This is a genomic window from Faecalibacterium taiwanense (assembly GCF_036632915.2).
GTDB classification, from domain to species: Bacteria; Bacillota; Clostridia; order Oscillospirales; family Ruminococcaceae; genus Faecalibacterium; species Faecalibacterium taiwanense.
In genome coordinates this window covers 502295-519130 of record NZ_CP155552.1, presented here as the reverse complement: position 1 = coordinate 519130, position 16836 = coordinate 502295, and the positions used below count along the sequence as shown (strand labels likewise).

At 58.0% G+C, this 16836-nt stretch carries 15 protein-coding genes; 2 read left to right on the top strand and 13 right to left on the bottom strand.

Going from position 1 to position 16836, the window contains the following annotated elements; all coding sequences use genetic code 11:
- Positions 1–231: 231 nt before the first annotated feature.
- The 4 genes from clpB to PXT33_RS02425 all read right to left on the bottom strand — a co-directional run bounded on the left by clpB (position 232) and on the right by PXT33_RS02425 (position 6335).
- Positions 232–2844: an ATP-dependent chaperone ClpB gene (gene clpB, locus PXT33_RS02440; protein WP_332375877.1), complete on the bottom strand. Its 2613-nt coding sequence runs from the start codon at positions 2842–2844 to the stop codon at positions 232–234.
- 815 nt (positions 2845–3659) lie between these two features.
- Positions 3660–4562, bottom strand: a complete 903-nt coding sequence (locus PXT33_RS02435; RefSeq protein ID WP_005943906.1) for a DegV family protein — start codon at positions 4560–4562, stop codon at positions 3660–3662.
- Positions 4563–4607: 45 nt separating this feature from the next.
- Entirely contained in the window at positions 4608–5900 is a 1293-nt protein-coding gene (locus tag PXT33_RS02430; RefSeq protein ID WP_097781322.1) for an adenylosuccinate synthase, read from the bottom strand.
- Between the two features lie 210 nt (positions 5901–6110).
- Positions 6111–6335 carry a DUF896 domain-containing protein gene (locus PXT33_RS02425; RefSeq protein WP_005943900.1) on the bottom strand — a complete coding sequence of 75 codons (225 nt, stop codon included), beginning with the start codon at positions 6333–6335 and terminating at the stop codon, positions 6111–6113.
- Positions 6336–6466: 131 nt separating this feature from the next.
- On the opposite strand from PXT33_RS02425, the gene PXT33_RS02420 reads away from it, so the two are divergent.
- Positions 6467–7096 (top strand): epoxyqueuosine reductase QueH, encoded by a 630-nt coding sequence (locus PXT33_RS02420; protein WP_097781321.1) that lies wholly within the window; start codon positions 6467–6469, stop codon positions 7094–7096.
- 44 nt (positions 7097–7140) lie between these two features.
- Here the strand turns inward: PXT33_RS02420 and PXT33_RS02415 are convergent, their stop codons facing one another.
- From PXT33_RS02415 to rsxC, 7 genes are all read right to left on the bottom strand, one after another.
- Positions 7141–8280 carry a sugar MFS transporter gene (locus PXT33_RS02415; RefSeq protein WP_097781320.1) on the bottom strand — a complete coding sequence of 380 codons (1140 nt, stop codon included), beginning with the start codon at positions 8278–8280 and terminating at the stop codon, positions 7141–7143.
- Positions 8281–8792: 512 nt separating this feature from the next.
- Positions 8793–9692 (bottom strand): RnfABCDGE type electron transport complex subunit B, encoded by a 900-nt coding sequence (locus tag PXT33_RS02410; protein WP_005943891.1) that lies wholly within the window; start codon positions 9690–9692, stop codon positions 8793–8795.
- Between the two features lie 15 nt (positions 9693–9707).
- Positions 9708–10340 (bottom strand): electron transport complex protein RnfA, encoded by a 633-nt coding sequence (locus PXT33_RS02405; RefSeq protein WP_005943888.1) that lies wholly within the window; start codon positions 10338–10340, stop codon positions 9708–9710.
- A gap of 1 nt (position 10341) precedes the next feature.
- On the bottom strand, positions 10342–11007 hold the full coding sequence (rsxE, locus tag PXT33_RS02400) for an electron transport complex subunit RsxE (protein ID WP_005943886.1): 666 nt from the start codon (positions 11005–11007) through the stop codon (positions 10342–10344).
- 16 nt (positions 11008–11023) lie between these two features.
- The gene (locus PXT33_RS02395; protein ID WP_005943884.1) at positions 11024–11572 is read right to left on the bottom strand and encodes an FMN-binding protein; all 549 of its coding nucleotides are present in this window, start codon (positions 11570–11572) and stop codon (positions 11024–11026) included.
- Positions 11569–12528: an RnfABCDGE type electron transport complex subunit D gene (locus tag PXT33_RS02390; RefSeq protein WP_097774296.1), complete on the bottom strand. Its 960-nt coding sequence runs from the start codon at positions 12526–12528 to the stop codon at positions 11569–11571. Before PXT33_RS02390 ends, PXT33_RS02395 begins: the two co-directional genes overlap by 4 nt.
- The gene (gene rsxC, locus PXT33_RS02385) at positions 12528–13844 is read right to left on the bottom strand and encodes an electron transport complex subunit RsxC (protein ID WP_242959231.1); all 1317 of its coding nucleotides are present in this window, start codon (positions 13842–13844) and stop codon (positions 12528–12530) included. The genes PXT33_RS02390 and rsxC overlap by 1 nt, the downstream gene beginning before the upstream one ends.
- A 313-nt stretch (positions 13845–14157) precedes the next feature.
- Between rsxC and PXT33_RS02380 the strand changes: the two genes are divergently transcribed.
- The gene (locus PXT33_RS02380; protein WP_256466439.1) at positions 14158–14283 is read left to right on the top strand and encodes a hypothetical protein; all 126 of its coding nucleotides are present in this window, start codon (positions 14158–14160) and stop codon (positions 14281–14283) included.
- Between the two features lie 133 nt (positions 14284–14416).
- Here the strand turns inward: PXT33_RS02380 and PXT33_RS02375 are convergent, their stop codons facing one another.
- Complete coding sequence (locus PXT33_RS02375) at positions 14417–14953, bottom strand: DUF5662 family protein (protein ID WP_332375876.1); 537 nt, start codon at positions 14951–14953, stop codon at positions 14417–14419.
- 4 nt (positions 14954–14957) lie between these two features.
- Positions 14958–16835, bottom strand: coding sequence for a glycosyltransferase family 2 protein (locus PXT33_RS02370; protein ID WP_347070443.1), 1878 nt, complete (start codon positions 16833–16835; stop codon positions 14958–14960).
- Between the last annotated feature and the right edge of the window lies 1 nt (position 16836).

Below are 16836 nucleotides of genomic sequence, written 5' to 3'. Positions count from 1 at the left end.
GTTTTTATTAAAGAACAGACTCCCTCAGTCTGCTTCGCAGCCAGCTCCCTCAAAGAGGGAGCCTTGCCGCGCGATGACGGAAGGAGTTCTTTCCGTATACAAAAATGTGCTCCCCATCGTTGCTGTTCCGCGATGAAAAGCACATCAATGTTATTTGTAATCATACCATATTCTGTACGGTGGTGCAAGCTTTCTTGCCGCAAAGTCCGTACAGAACAGGTAAAATTTACATTATCGCAGGGTCAAAGCGCCATTCTCGCAGTCTACCGTCAGGGTGTTGCCCTCGGTATAGCTGCCCTGAATGATGGCCTTGGCGATCAGGGTCTCCACGCGGCTCTGGATGAACCGCTTGATGGGACGTGCACCATAGACGCTGTCGTAAGCAGAATCGATGATGAAGTCCTTGGCAGCGGTGGTGACCTCCAGCTTGAGGTGCTTGCCCTCGTCCATGCGCTTGCGCAGATTCTGCAGCTGCAGATCCACGATCCTGCGCATCTCGTCCTTGGTCAGGCTCTTGTAGTAGACGATCTCATCCAGACGGTTCAGAAATTCGGGGCGGAACTTGCTCTTCAGCAGCTGGTCGATCTGGTGCTTTGCTTCCTCGCTCAGCTCGTTGGAGCCGTTGGCACGGCGCTGCTCCAGATCGTTCAGGATGATGTCGCTGCCCAGATTGGAGGTGAGGATGATGACCGTGTTCTTGAAGTCCACGGTGCGGCCCTGACTGTCGGTGATGCGGCCATCGTCCAGCACCTGCAGCAGGATGTTGAACACATCGGGGTGGGCTTTTTCCACCTCATCGAACAGCACCACGCTGTAGGGCTTGCGGCGCACAGCCTCAGTCAGCTGGCCGCCCTCTTCGTAACCGACGTATCCCGGAGGCGCGCCAATCAGACGGCTGACGCTGAACTTCTCCATATACTCGGTCATATCGATTCGCACCATGTTGCGCTCGTCGTCAAACAGGGCCTGTGCCAGTGCCTTGGCCAGCTCAGTCTTGCCAACGCCGGTGGGGCCGAGGAACAGGAAGCTGCCGATGGGGCGGTTGGGGTTGGCGATACCGGCGCGGCTGCGCAGGATGGCCTCGCTCACCTTGGTCACAGCCTCGTCCTGACCGATGACCCGCTGGTGCAGCACATCGTCCAGATGCAGCAGCTTCTCGCGCTCACCCTCCACCAGTTTCTCCACCGGGATGCCGGTCCAGCGGGCCACGATGCGGGCGATCTCCTCATCGGTCACGCGGTCACGCAGCAGGCTGTCCTCCTTCTTGGCGGCGGCGATCTTCTCTTCCTCTTCCAGCTGTTTCTGCAGCTGGGGCAGCTTGCCGTATTTCAGCTCAGCAGCCTTGTTCAGGTCGTACTCGCGCTGAGCCTTTTCAATGTCGGCATTGGTCTGCTCGATCTGCTCACGCAGGGATTGCACCTTGCCGATGGCGTTCTTCTCGTTCTCCCACTTTGCCTTCATGCTGCGGAACTTGTCCTGCAGCTCGGCCAGCTCCTTTTCCAGATCCTTCAGGCGGCTCTGGCTCAGGGCATCGGTCTCCTTTTTCAGGCTCACCTGCTCGATCTGCAGCTGGGTGATGCGGTGGGCCAGATCGTCCATCTCGCTGGGCATGCTGTCCATCTCGGTCTTGATCATGGCGCAGGCTTCATCCACAAGGTCGATGGCCTTATCCGGCAGGAAACGATCCGTGATATAGCGGTCGGAAAGGGTGGCAGCGGCGATCAGGGCGCTGTCGTTGATCTTCACGCCGTGGAACACCTCGTAGCGTTCCTTCAGGCCGCGCAGGATGGAGATGGTGTCCTCCACGGTGGGCTCATCCACCTGTACCGGCTGGAAGCGGCGCTCCAGAGCGGGGTCTTTCTCGATATACTGGCGGTACTCGTCCAGCGTGGTGGCACCGATGCAGTGCAGCTCGCCCCGGGCCAGCATGGGCTTGAGCAGGTTGCCTGCGTCCATGGCGCCATCGGTCTTGCCGGCACCCACGATGGTGTGCAGCTCATCGATGAAGAGGATGATCTTGCCCTCGCTCTTCTTCACCTCGTTCAGCACGCTCTTCAAGCGCTCCTCGAACTCGCCGCGGTACTTTGCACCGGCCACCAGAGCGCCCATGTCCAGACTGAACACGATGCGGTCCTTCAGGTTTTCGGGCACATCGCCGCGCACGATCCGCTGTGCAAGGCCCTCTGCAATGGCGGTTTTGCCAACGCCGGGCTCACCGATCAGGCAGGGGTTGTTCTTGGTCTTACGGGACAGGATGCGGATCACGTTGCGGATCTCCTGATCACGGCCGATGACGGGGTCCAGTTTCTGCTTGCGGGCAAGGTCTACCAGATCCTGACCATACTTCTGCAGGGCGTTGTAGGTCTCCTCGGGATTGTCGTTGGTGACGCGCTGGTTGCCGCGCACTGCTGTGAGCTGCTGCAGGAACTTATCTTTCGTGATGCTGAACGCACGGAACAACTCGGTGGTGTTCTGGGTCTGCTCGTCCAGCAGACCCAGGAACACATGCTCCACGCTGATATAGTCGTCCTTCATGGCCTTGGCTTCTCGGGCGGCGGCGCTGAGCACCTTATCGGCAGCCTGCGAGATATAGACCTTGTCGGGGTCACGGCCGGAGCCGGAGACCCGGGGCAAAGCCGAAAGCTTTTCAGCCACGGCGGCAGAAAAGCTGCCGGGATCAACATTCAGCTTCTGCAGCAGCTGCGGGATCAGGCCCTGCTCCTGCGAAGCGAGGGCGTGCAGCAGATGTTCAGGTTCCAATTGATTGTGCTGGTACTCCACAGCCAGCTGTTGCGCAGCCTGCAGAGCCTCCAGCGTTTTCTGTGTATATTGATTGGTATTCATAAAGTCAAGCCTCCATTCATACCGGAAGGTTTATTTTAGCGGACACGATAGTCATCTGCTAAAAGCCCGGTGCAGAGATGCTGCCGAACGGGAAGCAGCGGCTATTCTTCAGTTGTTTCACGGTTTCAAGCACCTCCTGCCGAACTGGTTTTACTCGTTTTAGCACTCTATCTGTTCGACTGCTAAAACTATACTCCTGTTTTCCCACTTTGTCAATAGGGTTCATAAAAAGTTTGCAAATCATAATTTTTGCTAGAAAAAACACGCAGCCTTGCCATACCGTTCGTCGCGTAAGCGACTTAAAATCGGCGCAACACAAAAAATCCTCTAGCGCAGCGACTTGGATTTTTTGTATGGAGCCCATCCGCTTTGGGATTATTAAGGGCGAGCAGCCCTTAGTTTGCAACGGCGACGACCGCGGCCAGCGGCCGAAACAGGGAGGAGCTGTTGGGGCAGCGGCCTGCAGGATGCGAGTGCCACGCAAGGCACGAAGCAGACGCAGGGAGCCGCAACCCGCCGCCTCCCGCGCCTCGAAAGTAGCGGAGACCTTGCCGCGCTGAACACGCGGCATTTGCTGCGCAAACCGGTCTGCGGCTTAAAAGCCCCACTGGGGCTTTCATGCCCTGCGGGCACCGCCGTCCTTTCTGGTTCTCTTTTGGCACGCAAAAGAGAACTTATCCGGTGGAGAAGAATTGCATAAAAGTCAAGAAATCTGTTCCACTCGAATACGCTCTGTATGGGAAGCATTGCTCTAAAAAAAGAACCCCAAAAAATCCATAGATTTTCTGGAGTTCAAAAATTCATATAATGTGATCTCAGCCCTGCTTTTTCCAGCGGCGCATCACGCCCATGCCCAGCGCATAGGGGCCGGTGTGCACGGCAATGGTGCAGCCGATCTGCAACAGGCCCACTTCGCACTGTGCGCCGGGGTACTTTGCACGCAGGGCCGCGCGGGTCTGCATCCACAGGCGCTTGCCTTCCTCTTCGTCGTAGCCGTAGCCTACGGTGATGCGGTAGTCGTCCGGGGTGCCGCCGTGGGCATCCAGATAGTTCATCAGCTGTTCCAGCGCTTTTTCAAAGCTCTTCTGTCGGCCGCGTGCCACGCCGCCGGAGAAGATCTCGCCATCCTTGAACAGGATCATCGGCTTGATGCCCAGCATGTTGGCTGCACGGCCCGTCACCTTGCCAATGCGGCCGCCCTTAATGAGATAGTCCAGATTGCCTACCGTGAAGAAGATCTGGTTGGTAGCTTTCTCTGCTTCCAGCCATGTCACGGTCTCGTCCAGCGTGCAGCCTGCGTCCCGCATGGCCACGGCGTTTTCCACCATGGTGGACTCGGTAACGGTAGCCGCCGCGCTGTCAATGACCTCAATGCGTGCATCGGGGAAATCTTCCAGCACCAGATCCCGGGCATTGCGGGCGCTGCCCACACAGCCGCTCATCTTGCTGGTGAACACCAGACACAGCACATCCCGGCCAGCAGCAGCATGGGCACGGAATGCCTGCTCAAAGTCCTCAATGGAAGCAAGGCTGGTTTTGGGGTAGGCCGAAGGGTTGTCCACCATGAACTGGTAGAAGTCCCGCACGGCGATCTCCTTGCCTTCTTTGCGGTAGTGCTCGCCGTCCAGCGAGACATAGAAGGGCACGACCTCGATTTGGAGCTGTTTGGCAGTGTCCAGCGTCAGGTCGCATGCGCTGTCGGTAATGATATCAAACATCTGTGACGCTTCCTTTTCTGAATCATTCAGGAGCTTTGCAGGGGATCATACGTGGTGGATATAAGCCTCACGCTCGGCACCCACAGAGATGTAGGTGATCTTGCAGCCGACAGCCTTTTCCAGATATTCCACGTAATCGCGTGCTTCCTTGGGCAGGTCTTCCCACTTGCGGGCTGCGGTGATATCACAGTGCCAGCCGGGCAGGTACTCCACCACGGGCTGTGCGGTGTCCAGAGCTTCGCCCATGGGGAAGCGGGTGGTGGTGCTGCCATCGGTCAGCTTGTAGGCAGTGACCATGGGGATCTTTTCCATGTAGTCCAGCACGTCCAGCAGGGTCAGAGCAACTTCATCGCAGCCCTGGCAGAACACGCCGTAGCGGCTTGCCACCAGATCGATGGGGCCAACGCGGCGGGGACGGCCGGTGGCTGCACCGTACTCGTGGCCAGCCTCACGCAGGTCGTGCTTTTCCTCTTCGGTCATAGCCAGCTCGGCAGCGAAGGGGCCGTCACCCACGCAGGAGGAGTAAGCCTTCATCACGCCGATGGAGTTGTGCAGCTTGTGGCCCGGGATACCTGCGCCGATGGGAGCGTAAGCACCGATGACGTTGGAAGAGGTGGTATAGGGGTAAATGCCGAAATCGATGTCGCGCAGAGCGCCCAGCTGAGCCTCGAACAGGACCTTCTTGCCTGCAGCGTCTGCATCGGCCAGATACTGGCCCACATCGCAGATGTAATCCTTGAAGATGGCGGCATACTTTTCGAGCCATGCCCACATCTCATCCACGCTGATGGGAGCTGCGTTGTAGCTGCCCTCCATGACCAGATTCTTGGAATCCACCATGGTGACCAGGCGCTTCTTCACAGCGTCGTCCAGATGCAGCAGGTCGCCCATGCGCAGGGTCTTCTTCATGTACTTGTCGCCGTAAGCGTAGGCAATGCCGCGCTTGGTGGAGCCGAACTGTGCGCCGGTCTTGGACAGACGTGCTTCTTCCAGACCGTCCTGCTCCACATGGTAGGGCATGGTGATGGTTGCACGGTCGGAGATCTTCAGGTTTGCCGGGCTGATCTCAACGCCCTGCTCCCGCAGCTTGTTGATCTCGCCGTCCAGATGATGCGGGTCGATGACCATGCCGTTGCCCATAACGCAGACCACGTTCGGACGCAGGATGCCGGAGGGCAGCAGATTCAGCACGAACTTGCCGCGCTCGTTCTTGACCGTGTGACCGGCGTTGTTGCCGCCCTGATAACGTGCAACGATGTCATACTCCTGGCTGATGAGGTCGACCATGCGGCCCTTGCCTTCATCGCCCCAGTTGATACCCGTAATTGCAGTAAGCATAATAAATGACCTCTTTATCATTTTTTCAAAAGACAGCCTTTTCCGTGCACCTTGCCCGGGATACGCCACCTTGGGAAAACACATCAGCAGGCATACACAAAACACATACCAATGCAAGTATAGTATAGCACAGATCGCCGTGCAAAAAAAGAGGAAAACACAGCTTTTGGCTGCGTTTTCCTCCAAAAAAGTGTGCGCAAAATTGTGCGTTCAGCTGCGGGGGTTCTCAAGGTCGGCACGGCGGGTCACCTTGTGGATGGTGCCGTCCGGCTCCTGAATGGAGGTGTTGGCCAGCTGCGCGCGCAGGCTGGCCTTCATGTCGTCGATGTATTCGCGGCGCAGGGCCTGCTGCTCTGCCTTTTCGGCCTCGGTCAAGCCGGTGGTCTTGCTCTTTTTTGCCAGCTCGTTGATGCGGGCGATCTTTTCCTGTGTCATGGTGCCTCCTGTATTTTCAAGCGGAATATGTTATAATAAGAAAGCAAACCCTCTCAGTCATTGCTGTGCAATGCCAGCTCCCCCGAAAGGGCGAGCTTTTTAAGGAATTTTCTCAATCAGTATAGCAAAGGATGATAAAAATGGCAACTCAATTGAATTTTGCACAGCAGATGGATGCCGTGCTCAAAACGCTGGACGGCACCCGGCCGCGCCTTTTGCTCCACGCCTGCTGCGGCCCCTGCTCCAGCGCAGTGCTGGAACAGCTGTGCCAGTATTTTGAGATCACAGTGCTTTACTATAACCCCAACACATGGCCTGCAGAGGAATACTACCGCCGCGGCGAGGAACTGAAGAAGTTCGTGGCAGCAGCCCATCCTCTGGGCGTGACCGTGGTGGAGGACCACTACGACCCGCAGGAGTTCTACTCTGCTGTCACCGGCCTTGAAAACGAGCCGGAGCGGGGCAGTCGGTGCACGGTCTGCTACCGGCTGCGGATGCGCCGGGCGGCGCAATACGCCAGTGAGAACGGCTTCGACTGGTTCACCACCACACTGTCCATCAGCCCGCATAAAGATGCCAAGCGCATCAATGCCATCGGGCAGGAGCTGGAAGCCGAGTTCGGCGTAAAGCATCTGCCTTCGGACTTCAAAAAGCACAACGGCTATCTGCGCAGCCTGCAGCTTTCGGAGGAATACGGCCTGTACCGGCAGGATTACTGCGGGTGCGAGTTCAGCGCGAAGGCAAGAGGCATTGAGAAATAACCCTCTCAGTCATTGCTGTGCAATGCCAGCTCCCCTGAGAGGGTTTATTCCTCCGGCAATCTAGCTACCAGCAGGGTGAAAATAATCAGCCCCACGCAGGGCACGATGTTGGAAGCCATACCAGCGGCAAGGCCAGCCTTTTCGGCTACGATGCCAATGATCCACGGCATGAGGATGGCACCGCTGGATGCCACCGGCAGCATGATGCCCATGCTGGTCACGCTGGTCATGCGGCCCGCGCTGGCCACAGCGGTGGGGTTCAGGCCCGCCATGGAGAACGCAAACGCAAACAGCAGCACGATAGCCATGACCTGCGTGTGGGCCATGACCAGCAGCACATAAAAGATCGTACACAGCACGCTCATGCCCACCATGGCCTTGCGCGGGCTCTTGAACGGGAACACGAACGCAATGAGCAGGCGTGCCACCAATGTGGCACCCCACATGACCGTGACGGTGTAAGCCGCCAGTGTACCCGCAATGATGCCGCTGCCCTTGAAGTAAGTGACCATCCAGCCGTTGACGCTCTGCTCTGCAGCGTTCTGGAAGAACAAAAGGCCGGTCAGCATCCAGAACCGTGCCGAACGCAGAAAGCTCCAGTCAATGGCCTGCTTTCCCTTGGCATTCTTGGCCTTGCCGCCGCCCAGCGGAGTAAATCCATACACCAGCCAGAGCATCAGGCCCAGCACTGCCAGCAGGAATACTGCCAGTGCGGTACTCACCCTTGCCGCCGCCGCAATGAGGAAGGGGCACAGCAGCGCACCGCAGGCGTAGCAGCTGTGCATCAGGTTCATACCCCGGGTGCGGTCGGCAGAGTGATCGCTGACCAGAATGGTGCAGGTGTTCATGACGCTGCCCTTGGCAATGCCCACCAGAAAAAACGCCAGCGCCAGCACCGCCACGGCACCCGTCAGGCCCATGATGCCGTAGCCCACCGCATAGCCGATGGTGAGCAGCAGCACACTGGGCTTCATGCCCAGTACACTGGGCAGCATACCAATGAGCAGGCCTGCCAGCAGATTACCCACACTCATAAGTGAGAGCAGAGTGCCGGTCATGCCGTAGGCAAAGCCGTAGCGCTCCTGCAACAGGCTGACCACCACGCCCGCACTGATGGCACAGATGCCACTGAAGAAGAAGGTAAGAAAGCCTGTATTCCGCAGGCGTGCAGACTGTTGTTCCATAATCGTCCTCTTTCTGTGAAAATATCCTCCTTCTATTTAACCATAATTCCGCATCATTGCAACCGGATTTTCTTACAAAAAGTTGCAAAAAGCCCGCCGGATTCGGACGATTTAAAATGCCCTCCGCTTGCGCTCTGGGCATCTTCAGCGGAAAATTCATTTTTAATTTCGCGTTTGGAGCGACCGCATTTGCGCAGCAATGAAAGCCCCAGTGGGGCTTTTAAGCGGCAGAGCGGTCTGCGTAAGCAGATGGAGGGGCGTTGCCCCGACAAGCTCTGCGGAGCGATCCAAACGCTTTTTCACGAGAGGAGCTGTGACGGGAAAATGCATCTCATCTCTGCGACCTTTCTTGTGAAAATGGTAGAACGGAACGCCCGCAGGCGTTCCGTTCTACCGAAATCAGAAGAATATTTCCTTGAATTATGCCCAGAGCAACGCGGAGGGCATTCCCAATCATTTTCTATGCAAAAAGCCCGCCGGGCATCGCTGCACGGCGGGCTTTGGTTTACAGTTTACTCTGCCTTGGTCTCGGGCTTTGCCTCAGCCTTGGCTTCCGGCTTTGCTGCGGGGGCAGCAGCGGGAGCGGCGGGCTTCACCACGGGCTTCGGGGGATTGGGGTCATCCTTCAGCGGGAAGAGGATGATGTGCTTGGGGCACTTCTGGGCACACATGCCGCAGCCCTTGCACTTGTCATAGTCGATGCGGGCCACGCCGTCCACCACGTGGATAGCGTCGAACTTACAGGTGCGCTCGCACATACCGCAGGCAATGCAGGAGGTGGTGCAGGCCTTCATGGCCACAGGACCCTTGTCCTTGTTGGAGCACATGACCACCGGCTTGCGCGGGCCGCCCACGTCGATCATAATGACCTGCTTGGGGCAGATGTTTGCGCAGGCACCGCAGCCGGTGCACTTGTCCTTGTCCACCTTGGCAACACCGTCCACAATGTGGATGGCATCGAACTTACACACCTTGGTGCAGTCGCCCAGACCAACGCAGGCAAAGGAGCAGGTCTTGGGGCCGCCGTACAGTGCAGCAGCGGCTGCACAGGTCTGGATGCCCTTGTAATCATAAGCAGGCTTGCAGTGCTCGGAATTGCCCTGGCACTGGACAACCGCCTTCTTTTCCACAGCGCTGGCCGTGCCGCCCATGATCTTGGCAATGGCAGCGGCAGCCTTGGGGCCGCCGGGTGCGCACTTGTCGCAGGGCACGCCGTCCATGACCACAGCCTTTGCGTAGTCCGCACAGCCTGCGTAGCCGCAGCCGCCGCAGTTTGCACCGGCAAGGCAGTTGGTAACTTCTTCAATGCGGGGGTCTTCCTCCACCGCCATGAACTTGGACGCTGCGACCAGAACGATCGCGCCGACTGCGCCCACGATGGTACACAGGATAACAGCAGATACAATATTCATAATCCTGTTCCTCCCTTACAGCGTGACATTGAACAGGTTTTCGACGATGCCGCCGAAGCCCATGAAGGACAGGCTGGTGATTGCTGCTGCGATCAGGGTGATGGGCAGGCCCTTGAAGGGTGCCGGGGGATCGCAGGCTTCCACGCGCTTGCGCACGCCGCTGAACATGACCATGGCCAGCATGAAGCCGCAGCCTGCGCCGATGGCACACACCAGAGCCTCAATGTAAGCAACGCCGAAGCCCATAGCAGCCACATCTGCGCCGTAGTCGCCCACGACCAGAATGGTGACAGCCAGAACACAGCAGTTGGTGGTGATCAGGGGCAGATAAACGCCCAGAGAGTTATACAGTGCAACCACGTACTTCTTGAGGAAGATCTCGATGAACTGCACCAGAACAGCAATGACCAGAATGAACACGATGGTCTGCAGGTAGCTCAGACCAGCCGGGTCCAGAATGAAGATCTGGATGGGGAAGGTAACGGCCGTTGCCATGAACATGACGAAGATGACGGCGCCGGACATACCAACCGCAGAATCCAGCTTTTTGGAAACGCCCAGGAACGGGCAGATACCGTAGAACTTCACCAGCACGTAGTTGTTGACCAGGATCATGCTGAAGAAGATCGCAGCGAGTTTTACTAACATCTTATTCTGCCTCCTTCTTCAGGTTATCAAGGTCGCAGCAGCTCTTGCGCTCGATGCGGGCATCCAGCTTGCCTTCCAGCCACACACAGCCGGCCATCAACAGGCCAAAGCAGAAGAATGCGCCGGGAGCCTGCGTCATGATGGAGACCTTGGCAACGCTTTCCGGGATCACCTGGAAGCCCAGCCATGTGCCGCTGCCCAGGATCTCACGGATGGATGCCATCAGGGTAGCGGTGAGGGTGTAGCCAACGCCCATGCCCACGCCGTCCAGTGCGGAGTCCACGATGCTGTTCTTGCAGGCGAACATCTCGGCACGGCCCAGAATGATACAGTTGACAACGATCAGGGGCAGGAACACACCCAGAGCGTTGTACAGGCTTTCCATGTAAGCCTGCATGAACATCTGAACGATGGTCACGAAGCTTGCGATAATGACGATGTAGCAGGGCAGATGCACCTTGCCGGGGATCACCTTGCGCAGCAGGGAGATCATGATATTGGAGCACACCAGCACGAAGGTGAAGGCGGCACCCATGCCCAGAGCGCTGGAAACTGCAGTGGTAACTGCCAGAATGGAGCAGGTACCCAGAACCAGACGCAGAACGGGGTTTTCTTTGATAATGCCGTTGGTAAGGATGCTTACCTTGGACTTATTTTCTTGTGCCATTTCTTACCAACCTCCTTTACGCCAGCTCGTTGTAGCAGTTGACACAGTCATTGATGGCAGCAAACAGAGCGGTGGACGAAATGGTTGCGCCGCTGTAGGCATCGTAATCCTGATTCATCACAATGTTCTGGGTGCCATCCATGCCGTCGAACTGCGCCAGGAAGTCGTCACTGCTCACGTTGGAGCCGATGCCCTTGGTCTGGGTGGAAGCGTCTACCCACATGCCGGTCTCGGCGCCATTGGCATCAAAGCCCATGATGACGGTCAGGATGCCGCCGTCAAAGCCCTTTTCCTCGGCCTTGATGGCAGTGCTGCCGTCCGGAGCCTTGACCACGCCGGTGATGCCGGCGGTGGTGTAATCGGTCACTTCTTCCAGCTCGCTGGCATCCGAAACGGAGGGCAGCACGCCGACATAAGCGGCCAGAGTGGTGCGCTTGGTGTTCTCGGCAATGACCGGGGCGGTCATGCCGTTCACCAGTGCCAGCAGCAGGCTGGCGATCAGGGAGATAACGCTCAGCACAACGATGGGCTTGATGGTGCTCTCCCAGTTGGAAGACTTACTCATTTGCCAGCACCCTCCTTTGCTTTCTTTGCAGGCTTGATGTAGCCATACGGGGTCTGACGGGTCAGATCGTTGATGTAGGGAACCCACAGGTTCATGAACAGCAGTGCGAAGGACACGCCCTCGGTGTAGCTGCCCCAATAACGGATGGCAAAGGTGACGATACCCAGTGCCACGCCGTACACCAGCTTGCCCTTCAGGGTGAAGGGGCTGGTAACGTAGTCGGTAGCCATGAACACGGCACCGAACAGCAGGCCGCCGCTCAGCACGGCAACCAGAGCCTCGTGCACACTGTGGGTAGCAATGAGGTAGAACACGAACATGCTGCCGACATAAGAAGCCGGGATGGCGATGCTGATGGTCTTGGTGGCCACCAGATAAATCAGGCCCAGCACGATGGCCAGTGCGCAGGTCTCGCCCAGCACACCGCCATGGATGCCCATGAACAGATCCAGCAGGCTCAGCTTGGACTTATCGGCCACAGCCAGCGGGGTAGCGCTGGACAGCTGGTCCACCGCTGCATCCGGGAACACCCACTTGTTCATGGAACCGGCAAAGCTGATGAACAGCACGATACGGCCCACCAGAGCGGGGTTGGCAAAGTTCATGCCGATGCCGCCGAACAGCTGCTTGACGATGACGATGGCCACCAGATCACCGATGATGAGCTGGCCGATGGGCATGCCCACGGGCACGTTCATGGCCAGAATGATGCCGGTGACGACGGCGGACAGGTCGCTGATGGGGTTGGGCTTCTTGAGCAGCTTGCAGTACAGCCACTCAAAAGCCACACAGGCCACCACGGACACGGCTGTTACCAGCAGTGCACGCATACCAAAAATGATGGCAGAGGCCACCACGCAGGGGCACAGGGCGACGATCACGTTGGCCATCAGGCTCTGGGTGGTCTCTTCGCTGCGCACATGCGGGGAAGCCGAAACAATAAGCTTCGTATCCATTACTTATTGCCTCCTTTTTTGATTTCACCAAGGTAGAACGCCTTTGCCAGACTCATCATCTGGGTAACAGGGCGCTTTGCCGGGCAGACGAACGAGCAGCTGCCGCAGTTGAAGCAGTAGTCTGCATGCAGCTTGCCCAGCTCCTGCACATCGCGTGCAGCGTATGCCTGATTGACCTCCACAGGCTCCAGACCCATGGGGCAGTACTCCACGCAGCGGCCGCAGCGGATGCAGGGATTCACCGGTGCAGGCTCTGCAGCGGCCTTGCTCAGGAAGATCAGGCCGGAGGTGGTCTTGGTGGTGGGGTAGCTCAGGTTCTCCACAGCGGGGCCCATCATGGCACCGCCGGCAACCACTTTGCCCAGCTCGCCCTTGACGCCCGCAAAATCAATGATGTCCTGATAGGCAGTGCCCACGGGGACAACGATGTTCTGGGGCTTTGCGCAGGCGTCGCCGTCCACGGTGATGGTGCGCTCGACCACCGGCATACCGGTAGCCAGATACTTGCCAAGGGTGGAAACGCTGGTCACGTTCATGACGATCGCGCCGGCATCTGCGGGCAGACCGCCGTGGGGCACTTCGCGGCCCAGACACTTTTCAATGAGGATCAGCTCTGCGCCGGTGCCGTAGACACTGGGCAGGGGCTTGACCTCGATGGTGCTGTCGCCATTGGTCTTTTTGCACAGCAGGTCGATGCACTCGGGCTTGTTGTTCTCAATGCCGATGACGCACTTCGGGATGCCGGTGTACTGCAGCACGGCCTTGATGCCGCGGATGATATCATCGCTGCAGTTCAGCATCTCCTGCGTATCGCTGGTCAGCCACACTTCACACTCGGAAGCGTTGATCAGCAGGGTATCCACCTGCTGCTTGGGCTGCAGCTTTACGTCGGTCGGGAAGCCTGCGCCGCCCAGACCGACCAGGCCGCACTCACGCACAGCCTTGAGGAAGCTGGCCTTATCGGTCACTTCCGGTGCCTTGACAGCCGGGTCCACGGTCTGTTTGCCATCGGTCTTGATGACGACAGAGTCGCACATGCGGCCATTGGACAGACGGAAGGGCTCCACTGCGGCAACCGTGCCGGAGACACTGGAGTGGATGTTTGCAGAGACGAAGCCGCCAGCCTCGCCGATCTTTGTGCCAACGAACACCTCGTCGCCCTTTTTGACCAGAGCTTTGGCGGGAGCGCCGATATGCTGGCTCATGAGGATGCGTACCTGCGCGGGCAGAGGCATCGGGATCGGTTTGCTTGCAGCAGTTGCCTTGTCATGCGGCGTATGCGCGCCAAGCGCCGCACGTTTCAGCTTGTTCAACATGGAATTCAAATCCCCCATTCTGCTTGAATTGCCGCCCCCACGCCCATGCAGGCGCACTGGTACAGGGACAGCAGCTGCTTAACATGTTTATTGTATCATTTTGGCGTGGGAAGTCAACGACAATGGCACAAAAATGATGTGTTTTCCTGAACTTTCTTTTCATTTTTTCGTGGTTATATACAACTAACCACCGTATTTTTCTTCCTGTATCCGGTGTTTGCCTTTGCAGACGAAATATGGTATACTATTATTAACATTCACTTGCGGAACGTCCCCCGCTCCGCGCAAGACTTTTCCAAGGAGGCTTCAAACCATGAAAGTTCTCAAAGTGCTGCTCGCATTGCTCACCACGCTGGCCGTCGCCCTGACCGCCGCCCTGCTGCTTGTTCAGGATAAAAACGCGCCCCGCTATATCCAGATCTACGAAAACGAGCAGTAACACCCGTCTTGCACAAAAAGCATCCCCCAGCCTGAACGGCAGCGCCGCACGGGCTGGGGGATGTGTTGTTTTATGGCATACAAAAAACACCGCCGTGTCTCCCTCAGCGGTGTTTTTAAGCAAAATATTCCTTTTAGTAATCTTTTTCGCAGCCCAGCAGGTATTTCATGTGCTCAAAGGTGCGGTCATGCCCGAGGTCGCGCACCATTTTCAGCAGCTCTTCCAGCAGGGCACGGGTCTCCGGGTGGAGCAGGTAGTGGGTCTTGCTGCGCTCGTAGTATTCCCACGGGGAAGCATCGGTGTACTTGTCGCCCAGATAGATCTGGCTGGCGGCCACGCGGTCGCACACCATTTCGCACACATAGCGCAGTGGCATCTTCATGCCGGCAAGGCCCACCTTCCGGGTGCTGTAGTCGATCCAGTATTCCAGATGGTGCTTGTTGCGGCCCTTGTGGTGCAGCCACGCGGAGGAATAGCCCCGCGCCGCGCGCTCCGCTTCGTTGGGGCTGTGGTCACCCTGATAATAGATGCAGCCCGGAATGAACTCGGTAGGGCTGTACTTGCTCAGGTCGTGGGCAAGGCCCTGCTTATAGAGCCCGCAGGCAAAGCAGTATTTCATCACCAGCAGCTTGTGCCGGGTGATGGTCTCAAAATGGCCCTTGATGTTCATGCTGTTATTTCCTCCACTGCACCGTGATACGTCCCTCTTTCAGCCCGCGCAGATCATTGCTTTCGGAAAAATCCTCCCGGTCCATGGTCAGGTTGGGGTTGTAGTAGGGGTCGTGCAGGATGTTCGCCTTGCCGTGCACGGCATACAGCCGCTGCTGCTCGGCGGCAAAGCGCCGGGCCTTCACTGGGTCTTTTTCGTCGCCGCCGCGGCTCTTGCTCTCGTAATGGGTCAGCTGAGCATAGGGTGTCCACGCAATGCGGCAGCCTGCATCCCGCACCCGCAGGCAGAAATCCACATCGTTGAAGGCCACCGCAAAGGCCTCGTCCAGACCGCCCACTTCGTCCCACACGCTGGTCTTTACCAGCAGGCAGGCACCGGTGACGGCGGAAAAGTCCTGCACCGTTGCAGCGCGGAACATGTAGCCGCTGCCGCCCGCCTTGCGGTATTTGTGGCTGTGGCCCGCGTAGCCGCCAAGGCCGGTCACAACGCCTGCATGCTGCAACGTCTCGTCCGGGTAAAACAGCTCTGCGCCGCAGATGGCCGCGCCGCCGGGGTGAGCACACTGCCGCAAAAGCTCCGTGAGCCAATCCGCATTGCGCACCTCCACGTCGTTGTTCAGCAGCAGCAGGTAATCCCCGCTGGCGTACTGCCGGCCAAAGTTGTTGATGCCGGAAAAGTTGAAGCCCTTCTGCGGGTAGCTGACCACCTGCAGGCCGTCGTAGCGCTGCCGGGCTTCCTTATAATAGGTAAAGGTGGCCGGGTCGGTGGAGTTGTTCTCGATGACGATAACCTCAAAGTTCTCCCAGCTGGTTTTGGTCCAGATGCTGTGCAGGCACTTTTCCAGATCGTCGGTGTGGTCCTTGTTCGGGATGAGGATGCTTACCTTCGGGTCGCCCACAATGTCCCACTTCACCCGGTAGGTACTGGGGAACAGGCCATCCTCTACGGTGCCGGTGCGTCCGGTGCGGGCCAGATGGTCGGCCAGCGCCTTTTTGGCTGCTGCCGCCACATAGGGCTTGGCATCGGTGCCGCCGGAGGTGGAGCCTGCGTGCACCCGCCAGTAGTACAGCACCTGCGGCACATGGGCCGCGCCGCCGGTCTTTTCCACAAGGCGCAGGAACAGGTCGTGGTCCTGACTGCCGTCGCACTCCGGCCGCTCCCCGCCGATCTCATCCCACAGCGCCTTTTGGAACACCGCCAAGTGGCAGATGTAGTTGCAGCACAGCAGGTAGTCCGGGGCGTAATCCGGCTTGAAGTGGGCCACCATGGGCCGCCGGATGCTCTTGGAAAAGAGTGCTTCATCGCTGTAGAGGAAGCCGTCCGGCTCGCCCTGCGCCCGCAGCTGCAGAATGGCTTTGCCCATGGTGTACATGGCGTGGGGCGCAAGGATATCATCGTGGTCGGCAAGGGCCAGATATTCCCCTGTGGCAAGCTCTGCCGCAGCATTGGTGTTGGCCGCAATGCCTTTGTTTTCGATCTTTTGGTATACGATGCGTTGATTCTTTGTCTGATATTCCTCCACGATGCGCTTCACATCGGCATGTTCTGCATCGGAAGCATCCGCAAGGCAGAGCTGACCGTTGGGGGCCGTCTGGTTCACAAAGGAATCCAGAAATTCCCGCAGGTATTTTTCCGGTGTATTATACAGCGGAGTCAGGATGCTGATGGTGGGCAGGCCGCAGTCTGCCGCCGTTTTGCCGGCCATTTCGGCCCGCTGGGCTTCCAGCACCTTTTTGGCGGGCAGATAGCGGGCACGCTTGCCAAAGCAGCGGCGCTTGACAAAGCCCGCGCCCTGTTTGAGCATGGTGGGCAGGCCCTCGTCCCTCGTCAGCTGCACCGCATAGCCTGCCAGTTCTCTGGCACGTTTCAGTCGTACATTCATA